The organism is Marinicrinis sediminis (assembly GCF_042685085.1).
GTDB lineage: Bacteria > Bacillota > Bacilli > Paenibacillales > KCTC-33676 > Marinicrinis > Marinicrinis sediminis.
This window is the reverse complement of record NZ_JBHUMM010000043.1, coordinates 142155-166839: the sequence shown is the minus strand read 5'-3', so window position 1 is coordinate 166839 and position 24685 is coordinate 142155. Positions and strand designations below refer to the sequence as shown.

The following is a 24685-nucleotide window of genomic DNA, read 5'->3' as shown; positions in this document are numbered from 1 at the left end:
CCCCCTACTCCACTCGGCTCTTGATGGTGCTCGACGGGACGATGTTGGCAACAAAGACCGACACCTGGGAAACGGGAATCCCCGTCAACTCCTCGATATATTCCTTCACCACCTGCTGGACTTCCTCCGTAAGGGCAGGAATGGCACGATCCCCGTCTACAAACGTCCGAATCTTCAAATAAATGCCGCTCTGGTCAAAGGATACGCGAGCTTTCAAATCCTTGACGCCCTTCACCCGGCCCGCGGCACGAAGCGTCAAATTCTCAATTGTATCCAGTGAAATGCTAATATCCCCAAAATCCGTCCGCTGATCGATGGAGCTTGGCTTGCCCTCACTAAAACGGGTAGAAATATACAGAAACCGAATGGAGATGAGCAGCAACACAGCTGAACCGGCCAGCACAGCCGTCAGATTAGGCACTTCCTCCAGCTCAAGCAGGTCATACAGCGGGTGATCCGCCAGAAAGGAAACGATGATCATGAGTATCGCGGCCACCGTTCCGGTGAGACTGAACAGAAATAACAATAATCGGTCAATGACACGAACCACAGGTTTGTCCCCCCTTTTAATTAGGAGAAACCCCCTCCTTAATCGAGGGGGTTCAGTTCCCGCAAAAACAAATTCAAAAGCTGCGGAGCTTATTATTTCAAGCGTTGAACGCTTTGTTCATCTTCTTCTTTTTCTGCATGTTTGAAATGGACACCATGAATATGTACATTCACTTCGACCACTTGCAGTCCGGTCATGGAAAAGATCGCATGCTGAACATTTTGCTGAATGCCAGCAGCCACTTCCGGGATTTTCTGTCCATAATCAATAATGATGGAGACATCCACGGCCGCTTCCTTTTCGCCAACCTCTACCTTTACACCCTTGGTCAAATTTTTGCGTCCCAAAAACTCAGCGATTCCGCCTGCCAGTCCACCGCTCATGCCAGCAACACCGCTGACTTCTACGGTTGCAAGGCCTGCGATGATCTCAACCACTTCAGGCGCAATCTGAATCATACCCAATTCTGTTTTTTCAAATTCCGGGGTGATCGTAGTCAATCCTTACACCTCCTGTAATGTCATCTCTCAAGCATACATTCTCCAGCCAACCAGCATGGACATTCAGATGCCTTATTTTAATAATATAACATTGGCTTTATTTTATGACAAATAGAGAAGATCAGGAATGCGGATCATTCACATCGTGCTCTTCCAGGAATTTGATATCAAAATCGCCGCGCAAAAAGCGCTTGTGCTCCAGCACCTTCAGATGGAAGCCGATCGTGGTGCTTACACCTTCCACGGCAAATTCAGCGAGCGCACGCTTCATTTTTGCCACAGCTTCCTCCCGGGTCGTGCCCCATACGATCAGCTTGGCGATCATGGAGTCATAATGAGGCGGAATCTTGTATCCCTGGTAAGCGGCACTGTCAATTCGCACGCCTGGCCCTCCAGGTGGCAAATAAAACGTGATTTCGCCAGGAGAAGGCATGAAGTTCCGCTCCGGGTCCTCTGCATTGATCCGGCATTCTATCGAGCAACCGTTGATGCTCACATCCTCTTGCGTGAAGGAAAGCGGGTTGCCTTCCGCAATAGACAGCATTTCCTTGATGATGTCTACGCCTGTTACCATCTCTGTAACGGGATGTTCAACCTGGATACGGGTATTCATTTCCATGAAGTAAAAGTTGCCGTCTGGCCCGAGCAGAAATTCCAGCGTGCCCGCACCGGAATAATGAACGGCTTTCGCTGCCCGAATCGCAGCTTCTCCCATTGCGGAGCGAATGTCCTCAGTCAAAATCGGACACGGCGCTTCCTCGATGAGCTTCTGTCTGCGGCGCTGAATCGAGCAGTCACGTTCACCAAGATGCACGACATTTCCATGCTTGTCCGCAACAATCTGAACCTCCACATGCTTCATGCCGGTCAAGAATTTCTCCATGTACACACCTGCGTTACCAAAAGCACTCTGTGCTTCCTGCTGGGCAGCTGTAATCTGACGAATCAGCATATCTTCATTGTCCACGATCCGTATGCCCTTGCCCCCGCCACCAGCGGTTGCCTTGATGACGACAGGATACCCGATCTCGGCTGCCAGCTTTGTCGCTTCCTCAATATCTTCGATCAAGCCATCGGAGCCGGGAATTACCGGTACATTGGCTTTCTTCATCGTGTCCTTCGCGACCGACTTGTCTCCCATCTTGCTGATCGCTTCCGGGGAAGGACCGATAAAGGTAATGTTGCAGCTCTCGCAAATTTCCGCAAAATCGGCATTCTCAGCCAGGAAACCATATCCCGGATGAATCGCGTCCGTGTCAGTCAGCGTAGCGACACTCATAATATTTGTAAAATTCAGATAACTATCCTTGGAAGCAGTAGCGCCAATGCAATAGGCTTCGTCCGCGAGTCGAACATGCAGCGCGTCCTTGTCCCCTTCGGAATAAACCGCGACGGTCTCGATTCCCATCTCTCGACACGCACGAATGATGCGTACCGCAATTTCACCGCGATTGGCAATTAGGACTTTTTTCAATGTCATGATTCAATTCCTCCTACTTACTGCTTCTTCACCAAAAATAAAGGCTGTCCATATTCCACAAGCTGTCCGTTCTCTGCGAGAATGTCTACAATCTCGCCTTTGACTTCCGCTTCGATCTCGTTCATAAGCTTCATCGCTTCCACAATGCACACAACCGTTTTCTCATTGACGACATCTCCTTTTTTTACATAAGGCGGAGAGGTTGGAGCCGGGGAAGAATAGAAGGTTCCGACCATCGGAGATGTAATCTTATGTAAATGCTGATCGTCAGCGGCTGCAGACTTGTCCGATGAAGCCGGAGCAGCTGTTGCCGGAGCTTCCTGTTGGGGCTGAGCCGGTGGAGCAGCCTGATAGGCGTGTGCTGCCGGTGGTGCTGGTGCATAGGCGTGCGGAGCTGCCTGCGGCTGAATGACCACGGACTCTTCCTTGCCCGGCTTGCGAATGAACAGTCTGGAACCGTCGTTCTCAATCTCGAGTTCCTGAATATCAGATTGGTTTACGAGTTTGATCAATTCTTTGATTTCACTTAATTTGTACATAAATTATTCACTCCCTTGAGATGGTGCCTGCATCTATTCCAGGTTATCGTTTCCTCGCTTGGTGAATCGTGCTGATATGCAACGTAAGTATTATAACATAATCCGCTGAAATAGAAAGAGCCCGAATGAACGGGCTCCAAGATTGCGGAATTTCCTTTGTGAATACGCCGGAATTAACGCACCATTTTGATGACAACCTGGCTCGGATTCACCTGCAATTCAGACATCATCATTTCCGTTATGGTGACCGCTTCGCTCTTTTGCATGTCGGCTGCCCGCACGAGCACCTGCCACTGATTCGCATCCTCTGTAATCAGCACGTGGTCGAACTGCTCCATGAGCGTGGATTCCATGTCGGATATTTTGGCTTCTTTTTCTTCCAGCTCCAGCAGCTGGTTGTGGGCATCGGAGATCATGGTCGCATCGGAAGCTTCCGTAATAATCTGCATCAATTCATCCGCTTTTTTGCTGAATGATTCATTGCGGTTCATCAGGATTGTCGCGAAGTAATCCTCGGACGAGCCCTGTCCTTGTTGCTCAAGCTGGGCAAGGATGTTTGCTTCAGACTCGGCAGAGGCTGGCAAATCTTCCGGTTCTTCTCCCGTATCTTGCACCGAGGATTCACCTTCGAGGGCAAGCAGCTCATCTGGCCATGACCCATTGGCCTGCTGCTCCGTCACCTCATCCACCACGATTTCATTTGTAGAGATGGTGGCCGGATTGGAAGCCATTTCACTGTCTGTTACATCTTCGGTAAACAAATAGTAAGCCGATAGAATCACCATGAGACTGAGCATGCTGACGAGCCAAACCGTTTGTCTTCTTGTATTCATATTCATACCTCCATCATTCTCTATCATTTCAAATTGATCAGCATTTATAGGGTCTGCTTGCGGAATCAAGGCTGCTTCCGCGGCACGACCGAGATTCGATGCACCGGTACGTCAAGTCCCTTGGTTACCGAATCGAGAATCAGCTTTTTGACAGTCGGGTTCTCTGCGCCGTTGGCCACAATGATGACGCCGCGTATTTCCGGCTTGATTGTCTTGATAATGATGGGTTGCTTCTCTCCGGAAACTTCAATGAGCACGAGATCTCCGCTTTTGTTGATGCTGGTAATGTGCCGGGTTCCTCCGTCACGGTCCTTCTCATTGGTCACTTGCTGGGAATGATTGCTGTTCTGATAGACGACTTTCTCCTCTGTCGATTCAATACTGACCATGACATCTACGCCACCCACGCCCACGATTTTGGACAAGATCGCGGTCATTCGGTCTTCGTACTGCTTCTCGTAATCGGCAAACAAGGTGTTCTCCTCGCCTGAGGAGAAAAATGCTTCCTGATTGCCAGATTGAGATTCAGATGGAGAAGCCCGGTCCTGAACAGGTTCCAATGATTCTACGGTGAGAAACGAACTAAAAATGACAAATCCAACTCCCACCAATCCCAGCAGCAACAGCCATCTGTATGTTTTTATCCGATTGCTTCCCTGTTTGCCCTTGCCCCATTTTTCCTCCATCCACTGCAGCCACTTCACCGTCTAAGCCCCACCTCCCCGATTCAGTCATCCCTTTCAACCATCTATATATGAACATTGTCTTCAATAAAGACAACGTGTACACGTTTCTCCTCGATTTCCCATCGCTCTGTTACCCACGCTGTGATCGGCTTGATCAAGCCTTCAGCCTTTTCCGGAACATCGGGAGCAGCCAAACGATCCGTTTCATGGGGCACATGCACCTGGACAGGAGTCACCGGTTCCACGGGTTTTACTTCGACATCCTGCCGGTCCGTCTGATCGTGATGTTTCCCATTCTCTGTCGGGTTAGGCCGCTGCTGCTCTCCTTCATCCTGCTCCTGCTTGCTCACCCCTACCACTACCTCAATCGAGGTGAGCTGTGGTTGATTCTCCTCGGTGACTTCCAGTGTGCTTTGCACGGACTGAACTTGTGTCCAGCCTGCAGTGCGCAGACCTTGCAGCGTTTCCTCATTAATGCGGGACTGCACGATCTGAATGCTGTCTTCTTGCTGCTTTTGCTGTATGTGCGCCGCCTCTGCCATAATGTCAGACAAAGGACGAATTTCGTTGCCCGTCGGAGTGACGGAGGTCTGCTGTGCGCCCTGAAGAAGATGCTCCATCTGCCAGTCTGACTGCAGCAATCGGACAATCGGCTGCAAAATGGTGAGCAGGACCAGCAGGCTCAGTACGACCTTGACGTATCGCTGCATGGAATGATTGGGCAGCAGCAATTCGATAAACGTGGCAAACAATACGATGAGCACAATTTCCTGCAGCCAGCTTCCAAGCCATTCCATCATGATCTATCGCCTCCCTGACCCTGTCTGATTCATCGTTTCACCTCATCATGACCGACACATTTCCAGCTGCAATCAGAATGGTCACCGCGAGAAAAAACATGAAACCGACAGCAGCAAGTGCAGCAAATACATAGATCAGGCTTTTGCCAATCGTACTGAGGCACTGACTGATCGGCGTACTGCCCAGCGGCTGAAGCACCGCCGCGGACACGTTATAAATGAGGGCGAGCGCCAGTATTTTCAGGGCAGGAAATGCGCACAGCATGAACAGAATGAGCACGCCTACGAGTCCAATCGAATTTTTAATGAGCAGTGAAGCTCCGATGACGGTATCCGATGCATCTGAGAACATGCGGCCTACGACGGGTACGAAGTTACCCGTAATATATTTTGCCGTTCGAATGGTGACCCCATCCGTAGTCGAACTCGTTGCCCCCTGTACAGAAATGACGCCCAGGAATGCGGTCAGCATGACACCGAGCAGGCCGATCCCGATATGCCGGAACAGGTTGGCCAGCTGAGTCAGCTTGTAGCGGTCCGTCATGGAGCTGACGAGATGAATGACGGCCGAGATGAACAGCAGCGGAAATACCGTTGTATAGATTAACGTCCCGATCGTATGGATCATGAAGACGATAAGCGGGTGAAGCACAGATACGGTGACCAGATTGCCCATAGAAGCGAGAAGGGTAAGCAGCAGGGGAACCATCGCCACCATGAAGTGGATCATGCTCGAGATGGCAGATTTGGCGTAGCCGATCGCAACGCTGAAGCTGTTCATGGCAATGATCATCAGCACCAGGTAGGAGACGGCGTACGCGACTTTGCTTACACTCTTTCGTTCAAATGCACTCTGGATCGTTTCCAGTAAAATGCTAAACACTGTAATGAGTACAATCGTAATGAGCAGTTTTCCGTTATAGATCAATTCGTGAAAGAAATACCGCAGCAGCGCATGCATAACTTCGCGAACGCTGAAGCCTTCCTCACGACCGGTCAAGATATCCATCAGGCTCGGGGGTTGCTTGTCTGGGAGGACCGACTCGTACTCCTTCATCAGTTGCTCCCAATATGCATCCAGCGCATCGGTCTGCAGGCGTTCAGCCTGCTGCTCGATGAGGATGTCTTCCGGGCCTGCGCTTGCAAGCACTGCCTGATCACTGCATATCGCCATCCCGGTCAGGATCACGATGAGGATGAGCAGCTGTTGCCATTTCATAGTTCATCGCCACTTTCGTATTATGCGGGCAGCAGTTTGATGACCGTTTCGAGGATGACGGTAATGATCGGGATAGACAGATAGAGGATCAATACCTTCCCGGCCAGTTCCACCTTTGAAGCAATGGCATCCTGCCCCGCATCTCGTATAATTTGTGCGCCGAATTCTGCGATATAGGCAATGCCGATAATTTTAAGGACGGTTTTCAGAAAGACCATATTGATATTGGAATCGATGGCCAGGTCCTCGATGACGAAGAGGACGGCGGCAATTTTGCTGATCAGAAACAGAAAGATCGTGATGCCGGTAAAAGCCGATAGCAGAAAGGCAAACATCGGTTTCTGTTCCTTGATGACCAGCACTAATATGGTGGCAATGAGTCCAAGTCCGACGACCTGAATGATCTCCACATCATTCACCTACTGAAATAAAAAAATGGTCTTGATTTCCGAGAACAGTTGATCGAGCAGCTTGACGACCATAAACAGCACAATGACAAAACCAATGACCGTTACCCAATGTGCCATATCTTCCTTCCCCATCTGCTTGAGTACGGTATGAATCATGGCGATGACAATTCCGATGCCTGCGATTTGAAAAATGGCGTTGATATCCATGTTCATTGATTCTCGTGCACCTCATTTCATTCCCCTTTGAGCCCATCTGCGCTATACGAACAGGATGACGAGCAAGATGCCCGTGAGCACCCCCAGGCTTTTCCACATTTTTTCGTACTTTTGCTGCTCAGCTCTAGCCAGATCTTCTTCTGCTGCCAGCTGTTGGATCGCCAGTTGCAGATACTTCATCTGATCGGCACGATGAGAGATACCCAGCGTTTGACCGAGCCGTTCGAAGGCTTCTCTCTCCGGCAGCCTCATCGTCGTCACTCCCCAGACCTGCCGGACACCGCGCTCCCAGGCTGTTTTCAGGGAAGGGCAATCCGGGCTGGACAGACTGTCCGAGATGGCTTTGAAGATGTCGCCAACAGGTGGCTTGCTCGTCTGCACAATCCGCTGGATCGCTTCGGGCATCGGGGTCATGCCATAGTTGATCTCGGTTTCCAGACGCTGGATATGCAACATGAGCTCTCGAATCTGCCTGGGCCTTTTCGCAATGATCGCAGCCTGATAAAAACCAGCCATGGTGCAGGCGCCCAAGATGAGCAGACTACCCAGTATGTGCAGCAAAAGGCCCTCCACCCCCATTTGCCGGGAAGCGATGGATATACAGGGGGGTGCCGAATTCATCGCAGATTCGCCATTCCAGCTGATTGCCTGCTCTTCCTTCGATATACACGTATCGCTCGAAGGCGGATTCGTCCATCAGAGACTGGAGGGCAGGGCGCTTGTATAGATCTTCATCGTCTCGTCCGTGGGCCGAAGCCAGCAGTTTGATGCCTGCCCGCATCGCCTCGCGAACCGCAGCTGCATCCTGTTCGCTTCCTATCTCATCCACAACAAGTATGTCTGGTGACATGGATCGAATGACCATCATCATGCCTTCGGCCTTTGGGCATCGATCAAGCACATCGGTTCGGGGCCCAACATCCAGGAGAGGTACCCCTCTGTAACAGGCCGCTATTTCTGATCGTTCATCCACGATGGATACCTTGAAACCTCTCACCTTCATGGTACCGGTACTGAGCAGTCGGCTGAGGTCTCGAATGAGCGTCGTCTTGCCCAACATAGGCGGTGAGACAATCAGCGTATGTCTAAAGCGCTGCTCCTGCTCGCTGAGGAGATGCCTGAGAAAGGGCGAGGCTACTCCCTTCGCTTCTCTGGCAAAACGAATGTTGAAACTGCTGATATCCTTCATTCCTCTCACCCGCCCTTCCGAAGCAAGCGCTGTCCCGCAAAGACCGATGCGATGACCGCCCTGAACCGTCAAGAAGCCCTGCTTCAGCTCTTCTTCGAACGAGTACAGGGAATGCTCGGTAATCGAGTCCAGCAAATGCCGACAATCCTCTCTGCTGACCATATAGCCTTGCGAGGGGGAGCGGCTCAGCCTTCCGCTTTCCGTCAGAAACTGACTTTGCCGCGAATAGATCCATTCAAGCGGCCTCCCTTCTCTGACGCGAAGTTCTTCCATATGCTCTCTTTCCTGCTCTGGCATGCGGGCGATGATCGCTTGAATCGAAGCGGGAAATAATCGACTCCACTGCTGCATGGTACGACCTCCAAGTTGTCCAGTCTGATACCACATATGTATGCTTGACCGATGCAATTATGACTTGCACCTGGTTGCGGCGCTTATTTTTTTGCGATGCCGATGAACAGGCAGGCAATTCCGAGTACAATCCAGCTCAGCTTGCTGAAGGAGAGTCTGTCAGCCATCCCGACCAAGCCGATGGCAGTGGTGCTGATCAGAATCAGCGGCCCCACGAGAGCAAGAGACGTATTGACCATCAGTGCTTTTCCTACCTCATTCAATCTCCACATGATGAGCGCTGCTGTAATTTCAATCGTTCCAGACAGCAATCTCAGACAGACCATCGCAAGCACAATTTTGTTCAGCATTCGCTACCCTCCCTCCCCATTTGTTCACGGTATTTATCTCTATGCAGGCTTGACCGCAAATAGATGTCCGGCTGCCAAATTCCCGCCCTCTTCCCGCCCTGTAGGCGATGACACACCACCTCCCTGATCTGCATATATTGCCTACATAAAACATACAATCTCTTACAGTAAGGAGACAGGAACAGATGGAAATGCTGTCACAACTTGATTGGGCGCCTGGACTCTCAGATCCGACGTCCAACAGGCAAGCCAAGCCAAGAACGTGCGGAAATACGATGGTGATCGACAAGGGTCTTGGCCTGAAGGCTTATGAAGACTTGCTGGATACGGCTGCTGCTTACATCGATGTCATCAAGCTCGGTTTTGGCACCTCGCCTCTGTACCCCAAAGCCATCCTGCAGGAAAAAATCAGGCTGGCTTCCCAGCATGACATCCATATCATTCCGGGTGGTACGTTTTTGGAAATCGCAGTGGTGCAAGGTGCCATCGCCGATTTTTTCAGATCGATGAACCGCTTTGGTTTTCATGGTATAGAAGTATCAGACGGCACGATTGAGATGAGCCGCTTGCTTCGCAATGAACTGATCACGACAGCCAGAGATCAGGGTCTGCGCGTATTTACAGAGTATGGGAAGAAAATGCACGGCTCGAAGGTGGAGATTGAAGAGCTGCTGACGACCATCCATGTAGATCTGGAGATGGGCGCAGAATGGGTAACGGTTGAGGGCAGAGAATCCGGTATCGGTGTTGGCTTTTATGATCATGAAGGCCGGCCGGCGGTGGAAGAGATGGATCGCATGCTGAAACAGTTTTCCAAGCTCGATAAAATGATGTGGGAAGCCCCGCTAAAGTCGCAGCAGGTATTTTTCATTCAGAAATTTGGCCATTCGGTCAACCTGGGAAATATCTCACCGACGGATGTGCTGGCGCTGGAGGCGCTTCGTCGCGGCTTGCGTTCAGATACCATGAAAGGCTTCGGACCCTCGATATAATCCCGCTTCATGCATGAATGGAGGTGAAAAACGTCCATGCAGGTTGATGTGATTGCCAGCATTAATGAACTTCATACGCAGGAGCTGCTGGGGAAAACCGTCATGGTCATTGATGTCCTGCGAGCCACCAGTTCCATCGTCACCGCTTTTGCCCACGGATGTGAAGCCATCATCCCGGTTGAGACGGTTTCCCAGGCCAGACAGTGGAATGAGAAACAGGAGTATCTGCTTGGCGGAGAACGATTTTGCAAAAAAATCAGCGGATTTGATTTTGGCAATTCCCCGCTGGAATTTACGCAAGCAGATTTGACAGGCAAAAAACTGGTCATGACGACCACAAACGGGACGAGAGCCCTTCAAAAAACGCACAAAGGCAGCCGTGTTCTCACGGCCAGCTTTCTCAATGGAAAGGCCGCTGTGAAATACGGCATGGATTCCCACCGGGATTGGGTGCTCGTGTGTGCGGGTACGCGCGACCAATTTTCGCTGGAAGACGGCTTGTGTGCAGGCTATCTATTAGACATGCTGGCAGCAGTGCAGCCTGATGCGCAGATGAACGACATGGGGCAAGCCATGCTGTCTGCCTACAGGCACACGGAATCCAATCTCGTCCATACGCTGCTGAACTGTGAGAACGGAAGAAAAATGATCAAGAACGGCATGAAAGAAGATGTCCATTTCTGTGCGCAGATGAATGCGTATGCCATCGTTCCTTTACTACAGGAGCATATGCTCATTCCTGTTCATGCGTAGGTTCCGAATATTGGAGGGGTCGTTCTAATTAACGGACAGACTCATACAATAGAAGGGAATTCGTGAAGACAGGGGTCATCCTATGAACGGAGAAGTTTTACTCGTCATTTTGATTATCATCGGACTGATCGGCAGATCCCCGATTATTACAACGGCGGCCTGCATTTTGCTCATTATCAAGCTTATTCACCTGGAGCGATACCTGCCTGCCATTGAGCGAAGGGGACTCGAAATGGGTCTGCTTTTTCTGACGATGGCGGTGCTGGTGCCCTTTGCCAGTGAACGCATTACGTACCGGGATATTCTATCCGTATTTACCACGCCTGCGGGATTGGTCGCTCTGGCTGGAGGGGCTATTGCCACCTATATGAACGGAAAAGGGCTGGATCTGCTTAAGGTCGATCCACAGCTGATTGTCGGACTTGTCATCGGGTCCATATTCGGCATTGTCTTTTTGCGCGGCATTCCGGTAGGTCCGCTGATGGCAGCCGGCATCACCGCCTTCCTGATGAAGCTGACCTTTTTCCTGTTTGAGAGATCATAAAGGCTGGTTGTTGAGACAATCTCATACCATTTCATATCACCTGAAAGACATGATACCTGGAGGAAATTGGCAGCTGGCGCAAAACAAAGAGGCTGAACCGTATGTGTTCCCTGTTCAGGGCACCGATAGGTTCAGCCTCATTTTCGATTACTCGTTCATGACGTTTTCATTTTGCTCACATTATCTGCGGTCTTTAGGCCCGCCCACAAATGCTGTTGTCTGGCTGTCCAGTCCGTAAGCGGTGTGAAGGGCAAGAATAACTTCTGTCAGATCCTTTTGAGCAATGACACAGGACACCTTGATCTCCGAGGTGCTGACCATTTTGATGCTCACATTTTGTTTGGAAATGACATCAAACATTTTCGCTGCCACACCAGGATTGCTGACCATTCCTGCTCCAACGATGGAGATTTTCACCAATTCGGTCTCAGATGTGACTTCATCAAAGCTGACTTTGGAACGAGCTTGCTCCACAACTTCGATGGCACGATCCTTGTCTTCCAGCGTCACACTGAAAGAGAAATCTGCCTTGCCGTTGATGACACCGCTCTGCACGATGATGTCCACGTTGACGTTAGCCTCTGCAAGGGCATTGAAGAACGTGGCCAATACACCGGGTACATCCTCCACACCCAAGATGCTGATCTTTGCTACATTTTTATCATACGCAATGCCGCTGACTACGATTCCCTGCTCCATAACGGCCTCCTCCTTCACATAAGTCCCTTCATTTTGTGTAAAGCTGGATCTCACGACAAGCGGTACCTGGTAATGCTTCGCATACTCAACCGCTCTCGGATGGAGGACTGCTGCTCCCAGATTTGCCAACTCCAGCATTTCGTCATACGAGATTTCATTTAATTTGCGCGCGCATTTGACAATCCGCGGGTCTGTAGAATAAATCCCGTCTACATCGGTATAAATCTCACATTCGTCTGCCTGAATCGCTGCGGCAAGGGCAACGGCGGTCGTATCCGATCCACCCCGTCCAAGGGTCGTAATCTCCCCTTCATCAGACGTTCCCTGAAAGCCTGCAACCAGAACGATCTGATCTTCTTTCAGTGCTTTGTGAATGCGATCCGGCTTGATATCTTTGATCTTGGCTCTTCCGTGATGCTCGTCGGTCTTCATGCCCACTTGCCATCCCGTGTACGAGATCGCAGGGTGACCGAGCTTATGTATCGCCATGGACATCAGAGCGACAGATACTTGCTCACCAGTTGTCAGCAGCATATCCATTTCTCTCGCAGGCGGATTCTTATTTAACTGTTGGGACAGATCAATCAGATCATCGGTAGTATCTCCCATGGCGGACAACACCACGACACATTGATGACCCTGTTGCCGTTTTTCCACAATTCGCTGTGCAACTTTCTGAATCCGCTCCGCGCTACCGACAGAGCTGCCTCCAAATTTCATTACGACTAATGACAACGCGGTCTCACTCCCTCATTCTATTTAACATATAGGCACCATTATAGCACAGAAGCCGTATCCCATCAGCAGATATTTCAGACTCTGCCCAATCGGCGCCATAACATCCTATGTATATACCCCATTTTCAATAAACTGAAACGCAGTTAACAAATAAGCTGCCTGAGGGGAAGCAACCCTTCAAGCAGCTTATGATGATCTGGCCAGCTTGTCCGTTTGAGACCGGACTATGCGCGCGAGATGTATTTGCCGTCCGCTGTGTTGATCAGCAGGACATCGCCTTCATTAATAAACAGGGGAACCTGGACGTTCAGACCGGTTTCCATCACGGCATTTTTCGTTGCACCTGTAGCCGTGTTTCCTTTGATGCCCGGTTCGGTTTCAGTCACCTGCAACTCCACGTTGTTCGGCAGGCTGATCCCGAGAATTTCTTGCTCATAATATTGAATATGCACGGTGTTGTTTTCCTTGATGAATTTCAGTTCCCATTCCAGTTGCTCACTGCCAATGGTCACCTGATCAAAGGTTTCGGTATCCATGAAGACATGCTCGTCTCCGCTAGCATACAGATATTGCATTTCCTTGTTTTCAATATGCGCGCGGCCCACGGATTCACCGGCACGGAAAGTTCGCTCCACGGTGTTTCCGTTGCGAAGGTTCTTAATTTTGCAACGAACGAATGCAGCTCCTTTTCCCGGCTTTACATGCTGGAAATCCTGCACTGTAAAAATGTCTCCATCCACTTCGATGGTAAGTCCTGTTTTAAAATCATTTACCGATATCACGAAGATTCCCTCCTAAATATATAAAAGCATATGCGAGTTGCTAAAAACATCCTTTATCATATCATTTACAGCCAAATTTGAACAGTTCCGCCTAAATATCAATCGTAATCAGTTCTTTGGTCGATTGTGTGAGAATATCGATGCCGTTTTCGGTGATGACCACATCATCCTCGATCCGCACCCCTCCAAAATCAGGCAGATAGATCCCCGGTTCGACCGTCACACACATGCCCGGCTGCAAGACGGTCTCACACGTTTTTGACAGTCTTGGTGCTTCGTGTACTTCCATGCCAAGACCATGGCCGGTGCCATGCCCGAAATAGGCGCCATATCCCGCTTCTTCAATGACCTTTCTCGCCAGGGCATCCCCTTGCGCCCCGGTGATACCCGGCTTCAATCCATCCAGACAGGTCTGCTGCGCCTTCTTCACACATTCATAAATCTCGATGTGCTTCGCTTCAGGCTTGCCCAGTACGACCGTTCGGGTAATATCGGAACAATATCCCTGATAGTAGGCACCAAAATCAAGCTTCACAAATTCATTCGGTTGCAGGAGACGATCACTGGCGATGCCATGGGGCAGCGCCGACCGTTCACCGGAAGCGACGATGATCTCGAAGGAGGATGATACGGCACCATGGCTGCGCATGAATACTTCCAGCTCCAGCGCAATCGCTTTTTCTGTAACACCCGGCTTGATATGCTTCAGAATATGGGTAAAGGCCTGATCAGCCAGCTGGGCGGCTTCCCGCATGACCTTGATCTCGGACGAATCCTTCACAAGCCGAACCTGCTCAATCAGAGAGTCGGACGGTGTCAACCGGATTCCCTCCAGTGCCTGTTCTACCTGTACATATTGCGCATAGCTGACGTGATCCTGCTCAAAAGCCAGTTCCTTGATCTGCATTTCTGACAGCAGCTGACGCACATTGTCCAGTGGCTGAGCGCCGTGCTCTACCACTTCAAAGTGAACGGCCTGCTGAGGAGCCTGAGTCATGTATCGGAAGTCAGTCAGCAGTATAGCCCGATCTAGTGTGATCAGCACCCACCCTGCACTTCCGGTGAAGCCGCTTATGTACCGCCGATTGTAGCTGTTGCTGATCAGGTAGGCGGACAGTTCATTCTTTTTCATTTCGGTACGAAGCCGTTCTATTCTCGCTGCTTCCATTGAAGTCACCTGGCTTTCTTCAAAATATTCATCAGAGCCGTGAAGCCGAGTTCATAGCTATGGGCCCCAAAGCCGGCAATTTGTCCATCTGCAACCGGTGCAATGACCGAAACATGCCGGAAGGACTCACGCTGATGGATGTTCGACAGATGTACTTCCACTGTCGGCAGCTTCACACTGCTGATGGCATCACGCAGCGCATAACTGTAATGCGTAAAGGCACCTGGATTAATTAGAATACCATCCATTTTGCCATAGGCAGCATGTATGGTATCGATCAGCACCCCTTCGTGATTGGACTGGATACAGGTCAGTTCGACATTCTGGCTGCTTGCCAGTTCGCTTAAATGTTTCTCTATTTGGGGCAGGCTGACCTCGCCATACACCCCTGGTTCACGAATGCCCAACATGTTAAGATTGGGGCCATTCAATACTAAAATATGCTTGTTCATATCGCCATCACCAGCCTATCTAATTGGCCATTTTTCGTACGTTTCGACCACTTGCCATTTTACCATAGACTGATTTCGTTTGTTAACTACTTTCTTTGCTCACTGGCTCGCGCTTGCGCTCATCTGTGAATTCAAATGAAATGGAAAATCCGATAAACACACCCCACATGACGTATAATGCTCCCTCAGTCAGCGCCGTATCCAGATCGAGCCGATATGCGGGGGCTGTCAGCCCGAGTGCCGGGCCAGCCAGCAAAAAGATGACGGACCACCAGAGCAGTCCATAAGCCAAACCGTACCAGGCCCCTCTGAGTTTGTAAAACAGCAGCCCGTACAGGAGGGAAGCCATGATGGAGAACAAAGTGAAATAAATGGTACCGAGTACCTGTCCAGCCGGACTTTCCAAAAAAGTGTGGGTGTAAAAAGGTTCAATGAGATAGCCCGGGACGAGGCTGGTCAGTTTGAAAAAATACGCAATCACACGCATCAGACCCCAGATCAGGCCTGCAAAAAATCCGATATGGATCGCATAGAACCATCGATTGGTTGAATGGACGGTCTGAGATACTTGAGAGGTTTCCATCTTGATCCCGCCTTTCTCTTTCTTCAAGCCTCTTGTTCAATCCTGCGTTCTTATATTCCGCATTCCGATTCCTGCTTTCCTAGTATGTACAAAACCGGATGACGTAAACAGGTGGTATTCGGGACCAAAATTGAGTACAATGTGATAAGATAACTGTCACAGGAAACTAGTATATAGGATAAGAGGTGGAGAGGCTCAGTGTCACAGGCAAAATCATGTCCTGCGTATGGCGGACAAGCGGTCGTCGAAGGTGTGATGTTCGCAGGACAAACCGTCAATGTTACCGCTGTCAGACGCAAGTCTACACAGCAAATTGAATTTTTTGAAGCACCCAAGAAAGATGCAGGATGGGTCAAATTCCTGAAAAAAGTTCCGTTTATTCGCGGGATTGTCGCCATTATTGATGCAAGTGCGAAAGGGAGCCAGCATCTCAACTTTTCGGCAGAGGTATTTGCGGAAGAGGAGGGAGAAGAACAGGAGGAGCAGAAAGCCTCGACCTTGACGATGATTCTCGGTGTGGCTGTTGTCGGTGTCTTGTCCTTTCTGTTCGGGAAATTTATCTTCACCCTGGTGCCAGCTGCACTCGAGCAAATTCTGTTCCAGAATCTGATACACAAGGATCATATTATTATTCACAACCTGCTGGAAGGTGTCATCAAGCTCATCTTGTTGATCTCCTATATTTATGCCATCTCGCTAACGCCGATCATTAAGCGACTGTTCCAATATCATGGAGCCGAGCACAAGGTCATTAGCTGCTATGAGGCTGGTAAGGAGCTCACGGTGCGCAATGTGCAGCAGTTCAGTACCCTTCATTATCGCTGCGGCAGCAGTTTTATGATCTTTACCGTCATTGTCGGGGTCATCATTTATTCTTTCTTCCCATATGAAAACATCTGGGATCGCATGCTCGATCGCATTATGCTGCTGCCGGTCGTCATCGGCGTTTCGTATGAGGTGCTTCGCATTACGAACAGTCTGCGGGAAGTACCGGTGTTGAAATATCTGGGCGTGCCGGGCTTGTGGCTGCAAAAGCTGACCACCAAGGAACCAACTGATGATCAGGTGGAGGTATCCATCGCCTCTTTCAATCATATGCTGGAATTGGATCGCAAGCATTTGCAGGCATAGCGCACCGCGCGCAATCGTACAAGGAGGAATGAAGCCATGAATACTCAAAAGTGGGTAACGGGAGCGATTATCGGATTTCTGATTATCGGAATCCTGGCATCATTGAGATCACTCCTCATTCCGATCTTGGTGCTGGGCACCGTGTTTGTTCTCTATAAATTCCCGCCACGCTGGTGGAAAATGCAGGCATACAAAGCGAAGATGAGCCGGACGCAAAGAGATCGGAACCGGCAAAAATCAAAGTTCAAGGTCGTGGGAGGAAGCAAGCAAGATCGTGACCGGAGCAAATCGGACTCCGAACCACCCAGATATCATTGAGCTGTTGGATTTGAATATGAATTTGGATATGCATTTGGTTATGAACTGTCCTTCCCTTTACAGGAGGACAGTTTTTTTATCGTCTGCGAAAATGCCTGGATGAATGAAGGGTCACGACATATTTCTGATAATGCTCCATATATTGCTCGTATGACCACCTCATAAAAAATTCCTTGCCGGCCTGATAGCCCGCTTCATACAATTCCAGACTCTTCTCGCGAGAGAGATCAAACTGGGTTGTCCTGACATTCAGGGTGGGCACCTTGATCGTACGAAAACGATTTTCCATTTCAATGTAGCGCTCATCATGGGCATCCATCATGGTCGAAAACAGTGCCTGAAACATGCTGAGCGGCCCTTTGATGCGATGAGCCTTGCCTTCATGCTGTCCGACCAGCTGGAAGCCGATCGTCGGATGCTGGTGGAACCGAGTGATATCCTTTCGATCAAACAGCCATAACGGAAAGTTGCTCAGTATCGCGCCGTCTACGATGTACACGTACTCCCCGGAGAATGGCTTTTTCTTGCGCCATCTTCCCTTTACATGAATGGAAGGCGGCTTCTTAATCATGACGGGATCGAAGAAATAGGGAATACTGCTGCTCATGCGAATAGCTCGGCTGACCTCCAGCTTGGCCGGCTGAATACCGAATCGTTGAATATCTTGTGGCAGAATCAGAATTTTCCCGTTGGAGATGTCGGAAGCAATAATCTGCAGTCGCCCCGGCTTGATATTGGAAAAGGTATGAATGCCCTTTTCCTTCAAGGTTTCCTTTACCCATTCCTCCAGCTTGTGTCCGGAGTACAGCCCTTTTTTCCAAAAAAGCCGCACCACATGTCCGAGTGCGATGCGATGCAGCCACGACTTCTTGATAAACTGGGAAAACGGCATCTCCAGAATCATGTCCTTCATCTCATCGGCGTTATATCCTGCTGCCAGAAATGAAGCGATGATCGAACCGGATGAGGTCCCTGCGACATGCTCGAATTTGATCCCGTGTTCTTCTGCTGCCTTTACCGCCCCAACTAACGCAATCGCCTTGACGCCTCCACCTTCAAATACGGCATTGCATTTCATCCTGCCTCACACCCCATTCTGACCTTGCGCGCTGCAATGCGCCGTCAGTACGATGTATGCGGACTCAGGTTGTCCTTATGATTGCAAATTGAAAACAGCCTCACCTGGTCAAGGTGAAGCTGGTCGGATCGGGTCCTATGTAGTTTAGTCCGTTTCAATTTCGGATCGAATATCCATTAGCCGTTCTCTGCTCTCGGGATGACGCTTGAAAAACTCAACCAGTCCTTCGATGCAAGTAATGGAATCCCAGCTCAGGTGGTGTTCAATGCCTTCCACATCGGTGTAAATGTTCTCTTCTTGTACGCCAATAAGCTGTAGAAAATCCTCAAGCAGCTGATGCCTGTCCAGCAGTCTCTTCCCCATTTTCTTTCCTTTTGACGTTAAAACCAAACCGCGATATTTTTCGTACACCAGATAATTGTCTTTATCGAGCTTCTGAATCATTTTCGTTACAGAAGATGGATGCACTTCGAGTCCCTCTGCGATATCCGATACACGCGCATATCCCTTCTCATCGATCAGGAGATATATTCGTTCCAAATAATCTTCCATACTTGGTGTTGCCATCCAACTTCCCCCTCTTGGCCATTTCAATCGGGCACACTCTTAGTATATTACACTTTATGGGTTTTAAAAATCAACCCGTGGAACCTGTCTTCGTTGGCCTCTTTCGCCAACCTTTCCCTTCATGAAACCAGGTCTTGCAGTCCAAAATAGAAGCAGAAGCCAAAGGAGGGACTGCTGCACGTGTCTACCACAACGCTCGAAAAACCGAAACGAAAAACGACCAAGCCCTTTATTCCAGATCTCATTTATTTTGAACCTGCAGCGCTCGACTATCCCAAGGGAAAACGCATCCATGAGTGGGCGGAGAAGGAACAGATCCCGATCCGTATCACGACCTCTCATAATCGGATTACCAACCTGCCCGGAGATACCGAATTGGAAAAATATCGCAACGCAAAGCGAACCCTGGTGGTCGGACTACGCAAGACGCTGAAGTTCGATACGTCAAAGCCGTCTGCGGAGTATGCCATTCCCATCTCCACCGGCTGCATGGGACACTGTCATTATTGCTACCTGCAAACGACGCTTGGGGCAAAGCCCTATGTACGCATCTATGTCAATACGGACGATATTCTCGAGGCCGCTCAAGGATATATTGATGAACGGGTTCCGGAAATAACACGGTTTGAAGCAGCCTGTACGTCTGATCCAGTCGGGATTGAGCACATTACCGGCTCCTTGCAGGACTTGATCACCTTTATGGGCAAGCAGGAGCATGGCAGACTCCGGTTTGTGACGAAATATCATCATGTGGAGCCCTTGTTAAACCTGGAACACAATTTGCACACCCGAGTTCGCTTTAGTGTCAATGCAGATTATGTGATCAAGAACTTTGAACCCGGCACTTCCTCGTTTGAAGAACGGATCGAGGGAGCTTCCAAAATTGCCAAAGCCGGATACCCGCTCGGCTTCATTATTGCCCCGATTATCTGGCATGAAGGCTGGGAACAAGGCTATGGTGAGCTGATGGAAAAGCTTGCCGAGCAAGTACAGGTCCAAGATGACACAGACCTCACTTTTGAACTGATTCAACATCGCTTCACCAAGACAGCAAAACGGGTCATCGAACAGCGATACCCGAAGACGAAGCTGGAAATGGATGAAGCAAAGCGCAAATACAAGTGGGGACGCTGGGGCCAGGGCAAATACGTCTACCCCGACGAGCAGGCAGAAGCGCTCCGCATGTTTATCACGGAACAGATTTTCCTCCACTTTCCTGATGCGCGAATTGAATATTTCACGTAAAAGGGAAAAAGAACCCGCAGCGCACCGTTTTGATGTGGCTGCGGGTTATGCGTCTGTTTAATCAATGGATATCCTTTAAAATTTTAGCAAGTCCGGAGTCATGCTATTCAGCCAGTTTGTGATTTGGGTCATTTTGCCTGTGTACAAGAGGACGCCGAAGACGATCATGAGGGCCCCTCCCACTTTCATGATGATGGGGGAATATTTTAGCACCCATCTCGTGGAACCGACAAAGAAAGCCAGTACAAAGAACGGAATGGCAAAGCCCAGCGAGTAAGCGGTCATAAGCGGGAACCAGCTACCCGGTTCGGTGGAAGCCAGTGCAATGATCGCCGAGAGAATCGGTCCCACACACGGAGACCAGCCTGCTGCAAATCCAATTCCGATCAGAAACGAACCCAGATAGCCAGCCGGCTTGGAAGGCATCTTCAGCTTGGCTTCTCTCATCAGCAGTTGTGGCTTGAAGATCCCCAACAGAAACAGGCCCATGATGATGATCAGGATAGCGGCAATCTGACTGATCAGATCCCGGTGCTCCCTGAAAACTTCTCCGACAAGTCCCGCAGCGGCACCCAAGGTGTAGTACACCACGGAAAAGCCCAAAATAAAAAACAGCGTATGAGACATCGTCTTGGCTCTCATCTCTCTCGTCTGTCCTGACTTGATCTGATTAACGGATATCCCGGTAATATAAGATAAGTACGAAGGATAGAGCGGCAAACAGCACGGTGATATAAATGACGCAATTCCCGCCCATAAAGCAATCCACAGATTTACATCCATTGTGAGCTGCTCCTTTCTGAAGTTGCTGGGTCTATCTCATGATGATCAGGGCGTATGTGTCCTTAGTTCATCGCTCTCGACCGACGCAGCATCGTAAATAATAGAGATAGGATTAGAATCCCTATCAATAATAACACAATGCTCCCCCCCGGAGCCAAATTGTACACGCCTGCACCCATCAACCCGCCAAACACGGCGAGTTCAGACACGAGCACACTCCAGATGATCGTGTGGCGAAAGCTTTTGCCGAGCAGCAGACCGGAAGCGGCAGGAATGGTCAGCAAGGCAGATACCATCAGAACGCCGACGACTTTCATCGCAGAACTGACAACCAGTGCTGTTAGCACGGTAATCATCATATTGAGCCAACGAACAGGCAGTCCCTTTACTGCTGCGGTATCTTCATCAAAGGTAAGCAGGAACAACTCTTTCAGGAGAAACATCATCACGGCCAGAACAAGAAGAGTAACGATAAAGATGATCGTCAGATCCGTTTGATCCATCGTAAAGATACTACCGAAAAAATAGCTCTGTACGTTCATATTAAATCCTTTGCCAAGGGTAAACAAAATCGAAGCGAGAGCAACCCCGCCTGACATAATGATGGCAATCGATAATTCAGCATAAGTGCGATAGGTCTTTCTTAATTTCTCTATGATAAAGGCAGCACCAAGGGCAAATACAATGCCCAGCGCAAGCGGATACCAGTTGATCAGAAAGCCAAGGGCCACACCTGCGATGGAAACATGGGACAGGGTATCTCCAATCATGGACAATCGGCGCAAGACCACGAAGACACCAATCAATGGCGCCATCAGTCCGATCATCAAGCCGCCCAGCATGGCTCGTTGAAAAAAGGGCTCAAGCAGCAATTCCATCCGCTATCCCTCCTTGACTGCCATCGCTTCAAATGGCCGTTCGGACTGCAAATGACGCAACGTGTGCATCAAATCATCTTCACTGCAATCCTGCGTTTCATGGGAATGGCGAACATGGAATTGCAGCTTGCCATTGACTTGCTTGGCTTGATCACCCAAATACGCATGCATCATGTCCAGATCATGTGAAACCATGAGAAATGTAATCTGATGGTGCTGATGCATATGCTGAATCATTTGAAAAAACATGCGCTGGGTTTCGGTATCGATCCCGACAGTCGGCTCATCAAGAATGAGCAGTTCAGGGTTATGAATCAGTGCTCTCGCCAAAAACACACGCTGTTGCTGTCCACCTGACAGCTGACCAATCTTGCGATCGCGAAGATGTTCAATGCCAAGGGCACCGAGCGCATCCGTGCATTTCTGCTGATCTTTTTTTGCTATTCTGCGGAAGAGCCCTTTTCGACCGTAAAGTCCCGACATGACGACTTCCTTGACAGTAGCAGGAAACAAGGGATTAAACGCATTTCGCTGCGGCACATACCCGATTCGATCCCAGTCCTTGAAACGGTTCATCGGAGTGCCGAAGAGTCGGATACTGCCTTCAGTCGGTTTCAGCAAACCGACAATCATACGGAGTAAGGTGGTTTTCCCGGCTCCGTTGCTGCCGATTAGTCCAACAAAATCCCGCTCCAGAATTTGAAAATGGAGTTGCTGAATGACTTTTTGATGATCATAGCCAAAGCTCACGTCTTCCAGTTCAATGACGGGAGCGTGACAGTGGTCGCTCTGTTGTGTTTTCGGCCCACTCTGCCTGTTCGCACGCACGGGCTCACCTCATTTCGAATATCTCGCTAGTGGTAGGTCTAAGCACTTCTCGGTATCTGTACTACTCGATGCCTGCATTTGATGTCTGCATTTATTGAAGAGCTTTCTTCAAAGTCTCTATATTTTCCTTCATGATGGAGATATAATTTTCATTCTGCTGATTTTGCTCATCGGTCAATCCCTCCAGCGGATTAAATACCAATGTTTCAATGCCTAGATCATTGGACAGCATCTGGGCAATCTCAGGTGACACAAGCTCTTCAAATAAAATATATTGAACCTCATGTTCTTTGATGAAATCAGAGACCTGTTTAATATCCTTGGCGGTCGGTTCCGCTTCCGGTGACAAGCCCATTACACTGATTTGATTCAGACCATAATCTCTCGCCAAATAGGAATAGGCATTATGCGAAACGACGATATCGGTACGAGCTGCCTGTTCTACAATTTGTCTGATACCTGCATCCAATTCGCTTAATTCTTCCAGCAGTGCACTGAAATTTTGTTCATACTGCTGCTGGTTTTCCGGGTCTGCTGCAATAAAACCTTCTTTTACATTTTCAGCCATCCACATCAACTGCTTCGGGCTGGTCCACAGATGAGGATCGATATCATGGTCGCCATGATCATGACCGGCATGAGCGTCTTCTTCCGCATGCTCTTCTTCGTGCTCATGATGATTTTCTTCCTCATGTCCATGTTCTTCTTGCTTGCTATGTTCTTCTTCCTCATGTCCATGTTCTTCATGCTCATCATGATGTTCTTCTTCGTGTTCTTTATCTTCTTGGTGTGAATTCTCGTCCTGATGGTGATCTTCTTCCATCTCCACTTCAGATGGATAAATAAATGAAGCCCCTTCACTTGCTTCAACCACCTTCATGTCATGATCTTGATCCATTCCACTCAGAAAATCATCCACCCAGCCTTCAAATCCAGCCCCATTATAAATGAACATATCTGCCTTTTTCATATTTAGCAAGTCCTGGCTTTTGGGGGTCCAGTCATGGGAATCCACGCCAGTTGGCACCAGGTTGATCACGTGTGCAGATTCTCCGCCGATTTCTTCAGCCAGAAACTGCAGTGGGTAAAAAGTGGTCACGACATTGACTTTGCCTTCTACTCTTTCAAACTCATTCTGATTGGTACAGGCGGACAATAGCAAAATCATCACGGCGATCAACACCATCCACTTGACCCGCTTCATATGCTTCCCCTTGCCCACTCTTTTTGTTCCATTCATGCTGTTTGCTCCCATCTCTCATCATCCCCTCTTTTTGACTTCTATACTCGTACATCGTACACCGTCTATTTGTTTAATCGTAATGATTACTACATAAACCACAACAGCGATTATACGGACGATCATAGGCTTTGTCAAGCCATTCTTAAGGGGATGGATACCGTTGGATGTCGCCCTCAAAATTGAAGTCAGGAGCCGTAAAAAACCGTTCGGCTATACACCGAACGGCGATTCAGTCAATAGATATCGATATACCAGGTCGTAGGCTTCGCTTATACAATCGGGTTTTTGGTGAAAGCAGCATTGACCTGCAATAATGGCTGTGATCGTGCTGCTTCGACCGAGATGACACCCCTCATCAGCTGCGCACAATTGCGATTTGTACCCAGTATGCGCAAAATATCTGTGCGATTCAGTTCCACCGCCTGTTTACCGCGCAGGGTGAGTTGGATGACACCACTTCGTGCCTGATTCTGACCGATAGCCCGTTTGGATTGCACCACCCTGACCTTGAAGGTGATTTTGCGATGATGCGGATTGTAGATGGTCAGCAGCGTATCATACCTGCCTCGACCCACAACCCCATTGGCCCTCTGGGTTCCGGTAATGAATTTAATCGAATGAACCCGCTGAGGCTTACTGAATGCCAACGCACCCAGCACTTGTTCCACTTCCAATGTCATGCCCTCATCTCCTCTCTTCTACACACTATATATAATGTGAGAGAAGACAAGTTCGCTCGTGTGATCGCCTTGCAGGCATGCAATTTGAGCAGATGCATGC

General features: G+C 49.4%; 31 protein-coding genes. 6 read left to right on the top strand and 25 right to left on the bottom strand.

All coding sequences use genetic code 11. From position 1 onward, the window contains the following. Positions 1–4: 4 nt before the first annotated feature. The 13 genes from amaP to ACFSUC_RS14410 form a co-directional block, all read right to left on the bottom strand. A complete protein-coding gene (gene amaP, locus ACFSUC_RS14470) occupies positions 5–550 on the bottom strand; it encodes an alkaline shock response membrane anchor protein AmaP (RefSeq protein ID WP_379930332.1) in 546 nt (181 codons plus the stop codon). Between the two features lie 92 nt (positions 551–642). Continuing rightward, positions 643–1050 carry an Asp23/Gls24 family envelope stress response protein gene (locus ACFSUC_RS14465; protein WP_379930331.1) on the bottom strand — a complete coding sequence of 136 codons (408 nt, stop codon included), beginning with the start codon at positions 1048–1050 and terminating at the stop codon, positions 643–645. Positions 1051–1171: 121 nt separating this feature from the next. Beyond that, entirely contained in the window at positions 1172–2530 is a 1359-nt protein-coding gene (gene accC, locus ACFSUC_RS14460; protein ID WP_379930330.1) for an acetyl-CoA carboxylase biotin carboxylase subunit, read from the bottom strand. 17 nt (positions 2531–2547) lie between these two features. Next, positions 2548–3069: an acetyl-CoA carboxylase biotin carboxyl carrier protein gene (gene accB, locus ACFSUC_RS14455; protein ID WP_379930329.1), complete on the bottom strand. Its 522-nt coding sequence runs from the start codon at positions 3067–3069 to the stop codon at positions 2548–2550. 173 nt (positions 3070–3242) lie between these two features. Continuing rightward, positions 3243–3902, bottom strand: coding sequence for a SpoIIIAH-like family protein (locus tag ACFSUC_RS14450; protein ID WP_379930328.1), 660 nt, complete (start codon positions 3900–3902; stop codon positions 3243–3245). Positions 3903–3967: 65 nt separating this feature from the next. Beyond that, a complete protein-coding gene (gene spoIIIAG / locus ACFSUC_RS14445) occupies positions 3968–4606 on the bottom strand; it encodes a stage III sporulation protein AG (protein ID WP_379930327.1) in 639 nt (212 codons plus the stop codon). Between the two features lie 44 nt (positions 4607–4650). Further along, positions 4651–5388: a stage III sporulation protein AF gene (gene spoIIIAF, locus ACFSUC_RS14440; protein WP_379930326.1), complete on the bottom strand. Its 738-nt coding sequence runs from the start codon at positions 5386–5388 to the stop codon at positions 4651–4653. A 37-nt stretch (positions 5389–5425) separates the two neighbouring features. Further along, positions 5426–6607: a stage III sporulation protein AE gene (gene spoIIIAE, locus ACFSUC_RS14435; protein ID WP_379930325.1), complete on the bottom strand. Its 1182-nt coding sequence runs from the start codon at positions 6605–6607 to the stop codon at positions 5426–5428. 20 nt (positions 6608–6627) lie between these two features. Then, positions 6628–7017, bottom strand: a complete 390-nt coding sequence (spoIIIAD, locus tag ACFSUC_RS14430) for a stage III sporulation protein AD (RefSeq protein WP_379930324.1) — start codon at positions 7015–7017, stop codon at positions 6628–6630. 9 nt (positions 7018–7026) lie between these two features. After that, positions 7027–7230, bottom strand: coding sequence for a stage III sporulation protein AC (gene spoIIIAC, locus ACFSUC_RS14425; RefSeq protein WP_379930323.1), 204 nt, complete (start codon positions 7228–7230; stop codon positions 7027–7029). Positions 7231–7275: 45 nt separating this feature from the next. Further along, positions 7276–7794 (bottom strand): stage III sporulation protein SpoIIIAB, encoded by a 519-nt coding sequence (gene spoIIIAB / locus ACFSUC_RS14420; protein ID WP_379930322.1) that lies wholly within the window; start codon positions 7792–7794, stop codon positions 7276–7278. Next, a complete protein-coding gene (spoIIIAA, locus tag ACFSUC_RS14415; RefSeq protein ID WP_379930321.1) occupies positions 7775–8773 on the bottom strand; it encodes a stage III sporulation protein AA in 999 nt (332 codons plus the stop codon). Before spoIIIAA ends, spoIIIAB begins: the two co-directional genes overlap by 20 nt. An 83-nt stretch (positions 8774–8856) precedes the next feature. After that, complete coding sequence (locus tag ACFSUC_RS14410; protein WP_379930320.1) at positions 8857–9123, bottom strand: YqhV family protein; 267 nt, start codon at positions 9121–9123, stop codon at positions 8857–8859. A gap of 185 nt (positions 9124–9308) precedes the next feature. Between ACFSUC_RS14410 and ACFSUC_RS14405 the strand changes: the two genes are divergently transcribed. From ACFSUC_RS14405 to ACFSUC_RS14395, 3 genes are all read left to right on the top strand, one after another. Beyond that, positions 9309–10115, top strand: a complete 807-nt coding sequence (locus ACFSUC_RS14405) for a phosphosulfolactate synthase (protein WP_379930319.1) — start codon at positions 9309–9311, stop codon at positions 10113–10115. A gap of 36 nt (positions 10116–10151) precedes the next feature. Further along, positions 10152–10868, top strand: coding sequence for a 2-phosphosulfolactate phosphatase (locus ACFSUC_RS14400; protein ID WP_379930318.1), 717 nt, complete (start codon positions 10152–10154; stop codon positions 10866–10868). A gap of 82 nt (positions 10869–10950) precedes the next feature. Further along, complete coding sequence (locus ACFSUC_RS14395) at positions 10951–11412, top strand: DUF441 domain-containing protein (RefSeq protein WP_379930317.1); 462 nt, start codon at positions 10951–10953, stop codon at positions 11410–11412. Between the two features lie 180 nt (positions 11413–11592). On the opposite strand, the gene ACFSUC_RS14390 is transcribed toward ACFSUC_RS14395, so the two are convergent. The 5 genes from ACFSUC_RS14390 to ACFSUC_RS14370 all read right to left on the bottom strand — a co-directional run bounded on the left by ACFSUC_RS14390 (position 11593) and on the right by ACFSUC_RS14370 (position 15861). Then, positions 11593–12846, bottom strand: coding sequence for an aspartate kinase (locus ACFSUC_RS14390; RefSeq protein ID WP_379930316.1), 1254 nt, complete (start codon positions 12844–12846; stop codon positions 11593–11595). Between the two features lie 227 nt (positions 12847–13073). Beyond that, entirely contained in the window at positions 13074–13631 is a 558-nt protein-coding gene (gene efp / locus ACFSUC_RS14385) for an elongation factor P (protein WP_379930315.1), read from the bottom strand. 91 nt (positions 13632–13722) lie between these two features. Beyond that, positions 13723–14799, bottom strand: coding sequence for a M24 family metallopeptidase (locus ACFSUC_RS14380; protein WP_379930314.1), 1077 nt, complete (start codon positions 14797–14799; stop codon positions 13723–13725). Between the two features lie 5 nt (positions 14800–14804). Next, positions 14805–15251, bottom strand: a complete 447-nt coding sequence (gene aroQ / locus ACFSUC_RS14375; RefSeq protein WP_379930313.1) for a type II 3-dehydroquinate dehydratase — start codon at positions 15249–15251, stop codon at positions 14805–14807. Positions 15252–15333: 82 nt separating this feature from the next. Then, positions 15334–15861, bottom strand: a complete 528-nt coding sequence (locus ACFSUC_RS14370) for a YqhR family membrane protein (RefSeq protein WP_379930312.1) — start codon at positions 15859–15861, stop codon at positions 15334–15336. Between the two features lie 171 nt (positions 15862–16032). Here ACFSUC_RS14370 and ACFSUC_RS14365 point away from each other — a divergent pair, with 171 nt between their 5' ends. Then, positions 16033–16965 carry a DUF1385 domain-containing protein gene (locus ACFSUC_RS14365; RefSeq protein ID WP_379930311.1) on the top strand — a complete coding sequence of 311 codons (933 nt, stop codon included), beginning with the start codon at positions 16033–16035 and terminating at the stop codon, positions 16963–16965. A 36-nt stretch (positions 16966–17001) separates the two neighbouring features. Then, positions 17002–17283 carry a hypothetical protein gene (locus ACFSUC_RS14360; RefSeq protein ID WP_379930310.1) on the top strand — a complete coding sequence of 94 codons (282 nt, stop codon included), beginning with the start codon at positions 17002–17004 and terminating at the stop codon, positions 17281–17283. A gap of 76 nt (positions 17284–17359) precedes the next feature. Here the strand turns inward: ACFSUC_RS14360 and ACFSUC_RS14355 are convergent, their stop codons facing one another. Further along, the gene (locus ACFSUC_RS14355) at positions 17360–18361 is read right to left on the bottom strand and encodes a patatin-like phospholipase family protein (RefSeq protein WP_379930309.1); all 1002 of its coding nucleotides are present in this window, start codon (positions 18359–18361) and stop codon (positions 17360–17362) included. A gap of 144 nt (positions 18362–18505) precedes the next feature. Next, on the bottom strand, positions 18506–18928 hold the full coding sequence (gene mntR / locus ACFSUC_RS14350; protein ID WP_379930308.1) for a transcriptional regulator MntR: 423 nt from the start codon (positions 18926–18928) through the stop codon (positions 18506–18508). A 180-nt stretch (positions 18929–19108) separates the two neighbouring features. Here mntR and splB point away from each other — a divergent pair, with 180 nt between their 5' ends. Next, positions 19109–20173 carry a spore photoproduct lyase gene (splB, locus tag ACFSUC_RS14345; RefSeq protein WP_379930307.1) on the top strand — a complete coding sequence of 355 codons (1065 nt, stop codon included), beginning with the start codon at positions 19109–19111 and terminating at the stop codon, positions 20171–20173. Between the two features lie 75 nt (positions 20174–20248). Here the strand turns inward: splB and ACFSUC_RS14340 are convergent, their stop codons facing one another. The 5 genes from ACFSUC_RS14340 to ACFSUC_RS14320 form a co-directional block, all read right to left on the bottom strand. Then, the gene (locus ACFSUC_RS14340) at positions 20249–20956 is read right to left on the bottom strand and encodes a cytochrome c biogenesis CcdA family protein (RefSeq protein WP_379930306.1); all 708 of its coding nucleotides are present in this window, start codon (positions 20954–20956) and stop codon (positions 20249–20251) included. A 62-nt stretch (positions 20957–21018) separates the two neighbouring features. Next, positions 21019–21834, bottom strand: coding sequence for a metal ABC transporter permease (locus ACFSUC_RS14335; RefSeq protein ID WP_379930305.1), 816 nt, complete (start codon positions 21832–21834; stop codon positions 21019–21021). Positions 21835–21837: 3 nt separating this feature from the next. Then, positions 21838–22662: a metal ABC transporter ATP-binding protein gene (locus ACFSUC_RS14330; RefSeq protein WP_379930304.1), complete on the bottom strand. Its 825-nt coding sequence runs from the start codon at positions 22660–22662 to the stop codon at positions 21838–21840. Positions 22663–22753: 91 nt separating this feature from the next. Then, entirely contained in the window at positions 22754–23902 is a 1149-nt protein-coding gene (locus ACFSUC_RS14325; RefSeq protein WP_379930303.1) for a metal ABC transporter solute-binding protein, Zn/Mn family, read from the bottom strand. 272 nt (positions 23903–24174) lie between these two features. Beyond that, entirely contained in the window at positions 24175–24585 is a 411-nt protein-coding gene (locus ACFSUC_RS14320) for a hypothetical protein (protein WP_379930302.1), read from the bottom strand. Positions 24586–24685: the final 100 nt, after the last annotated feature.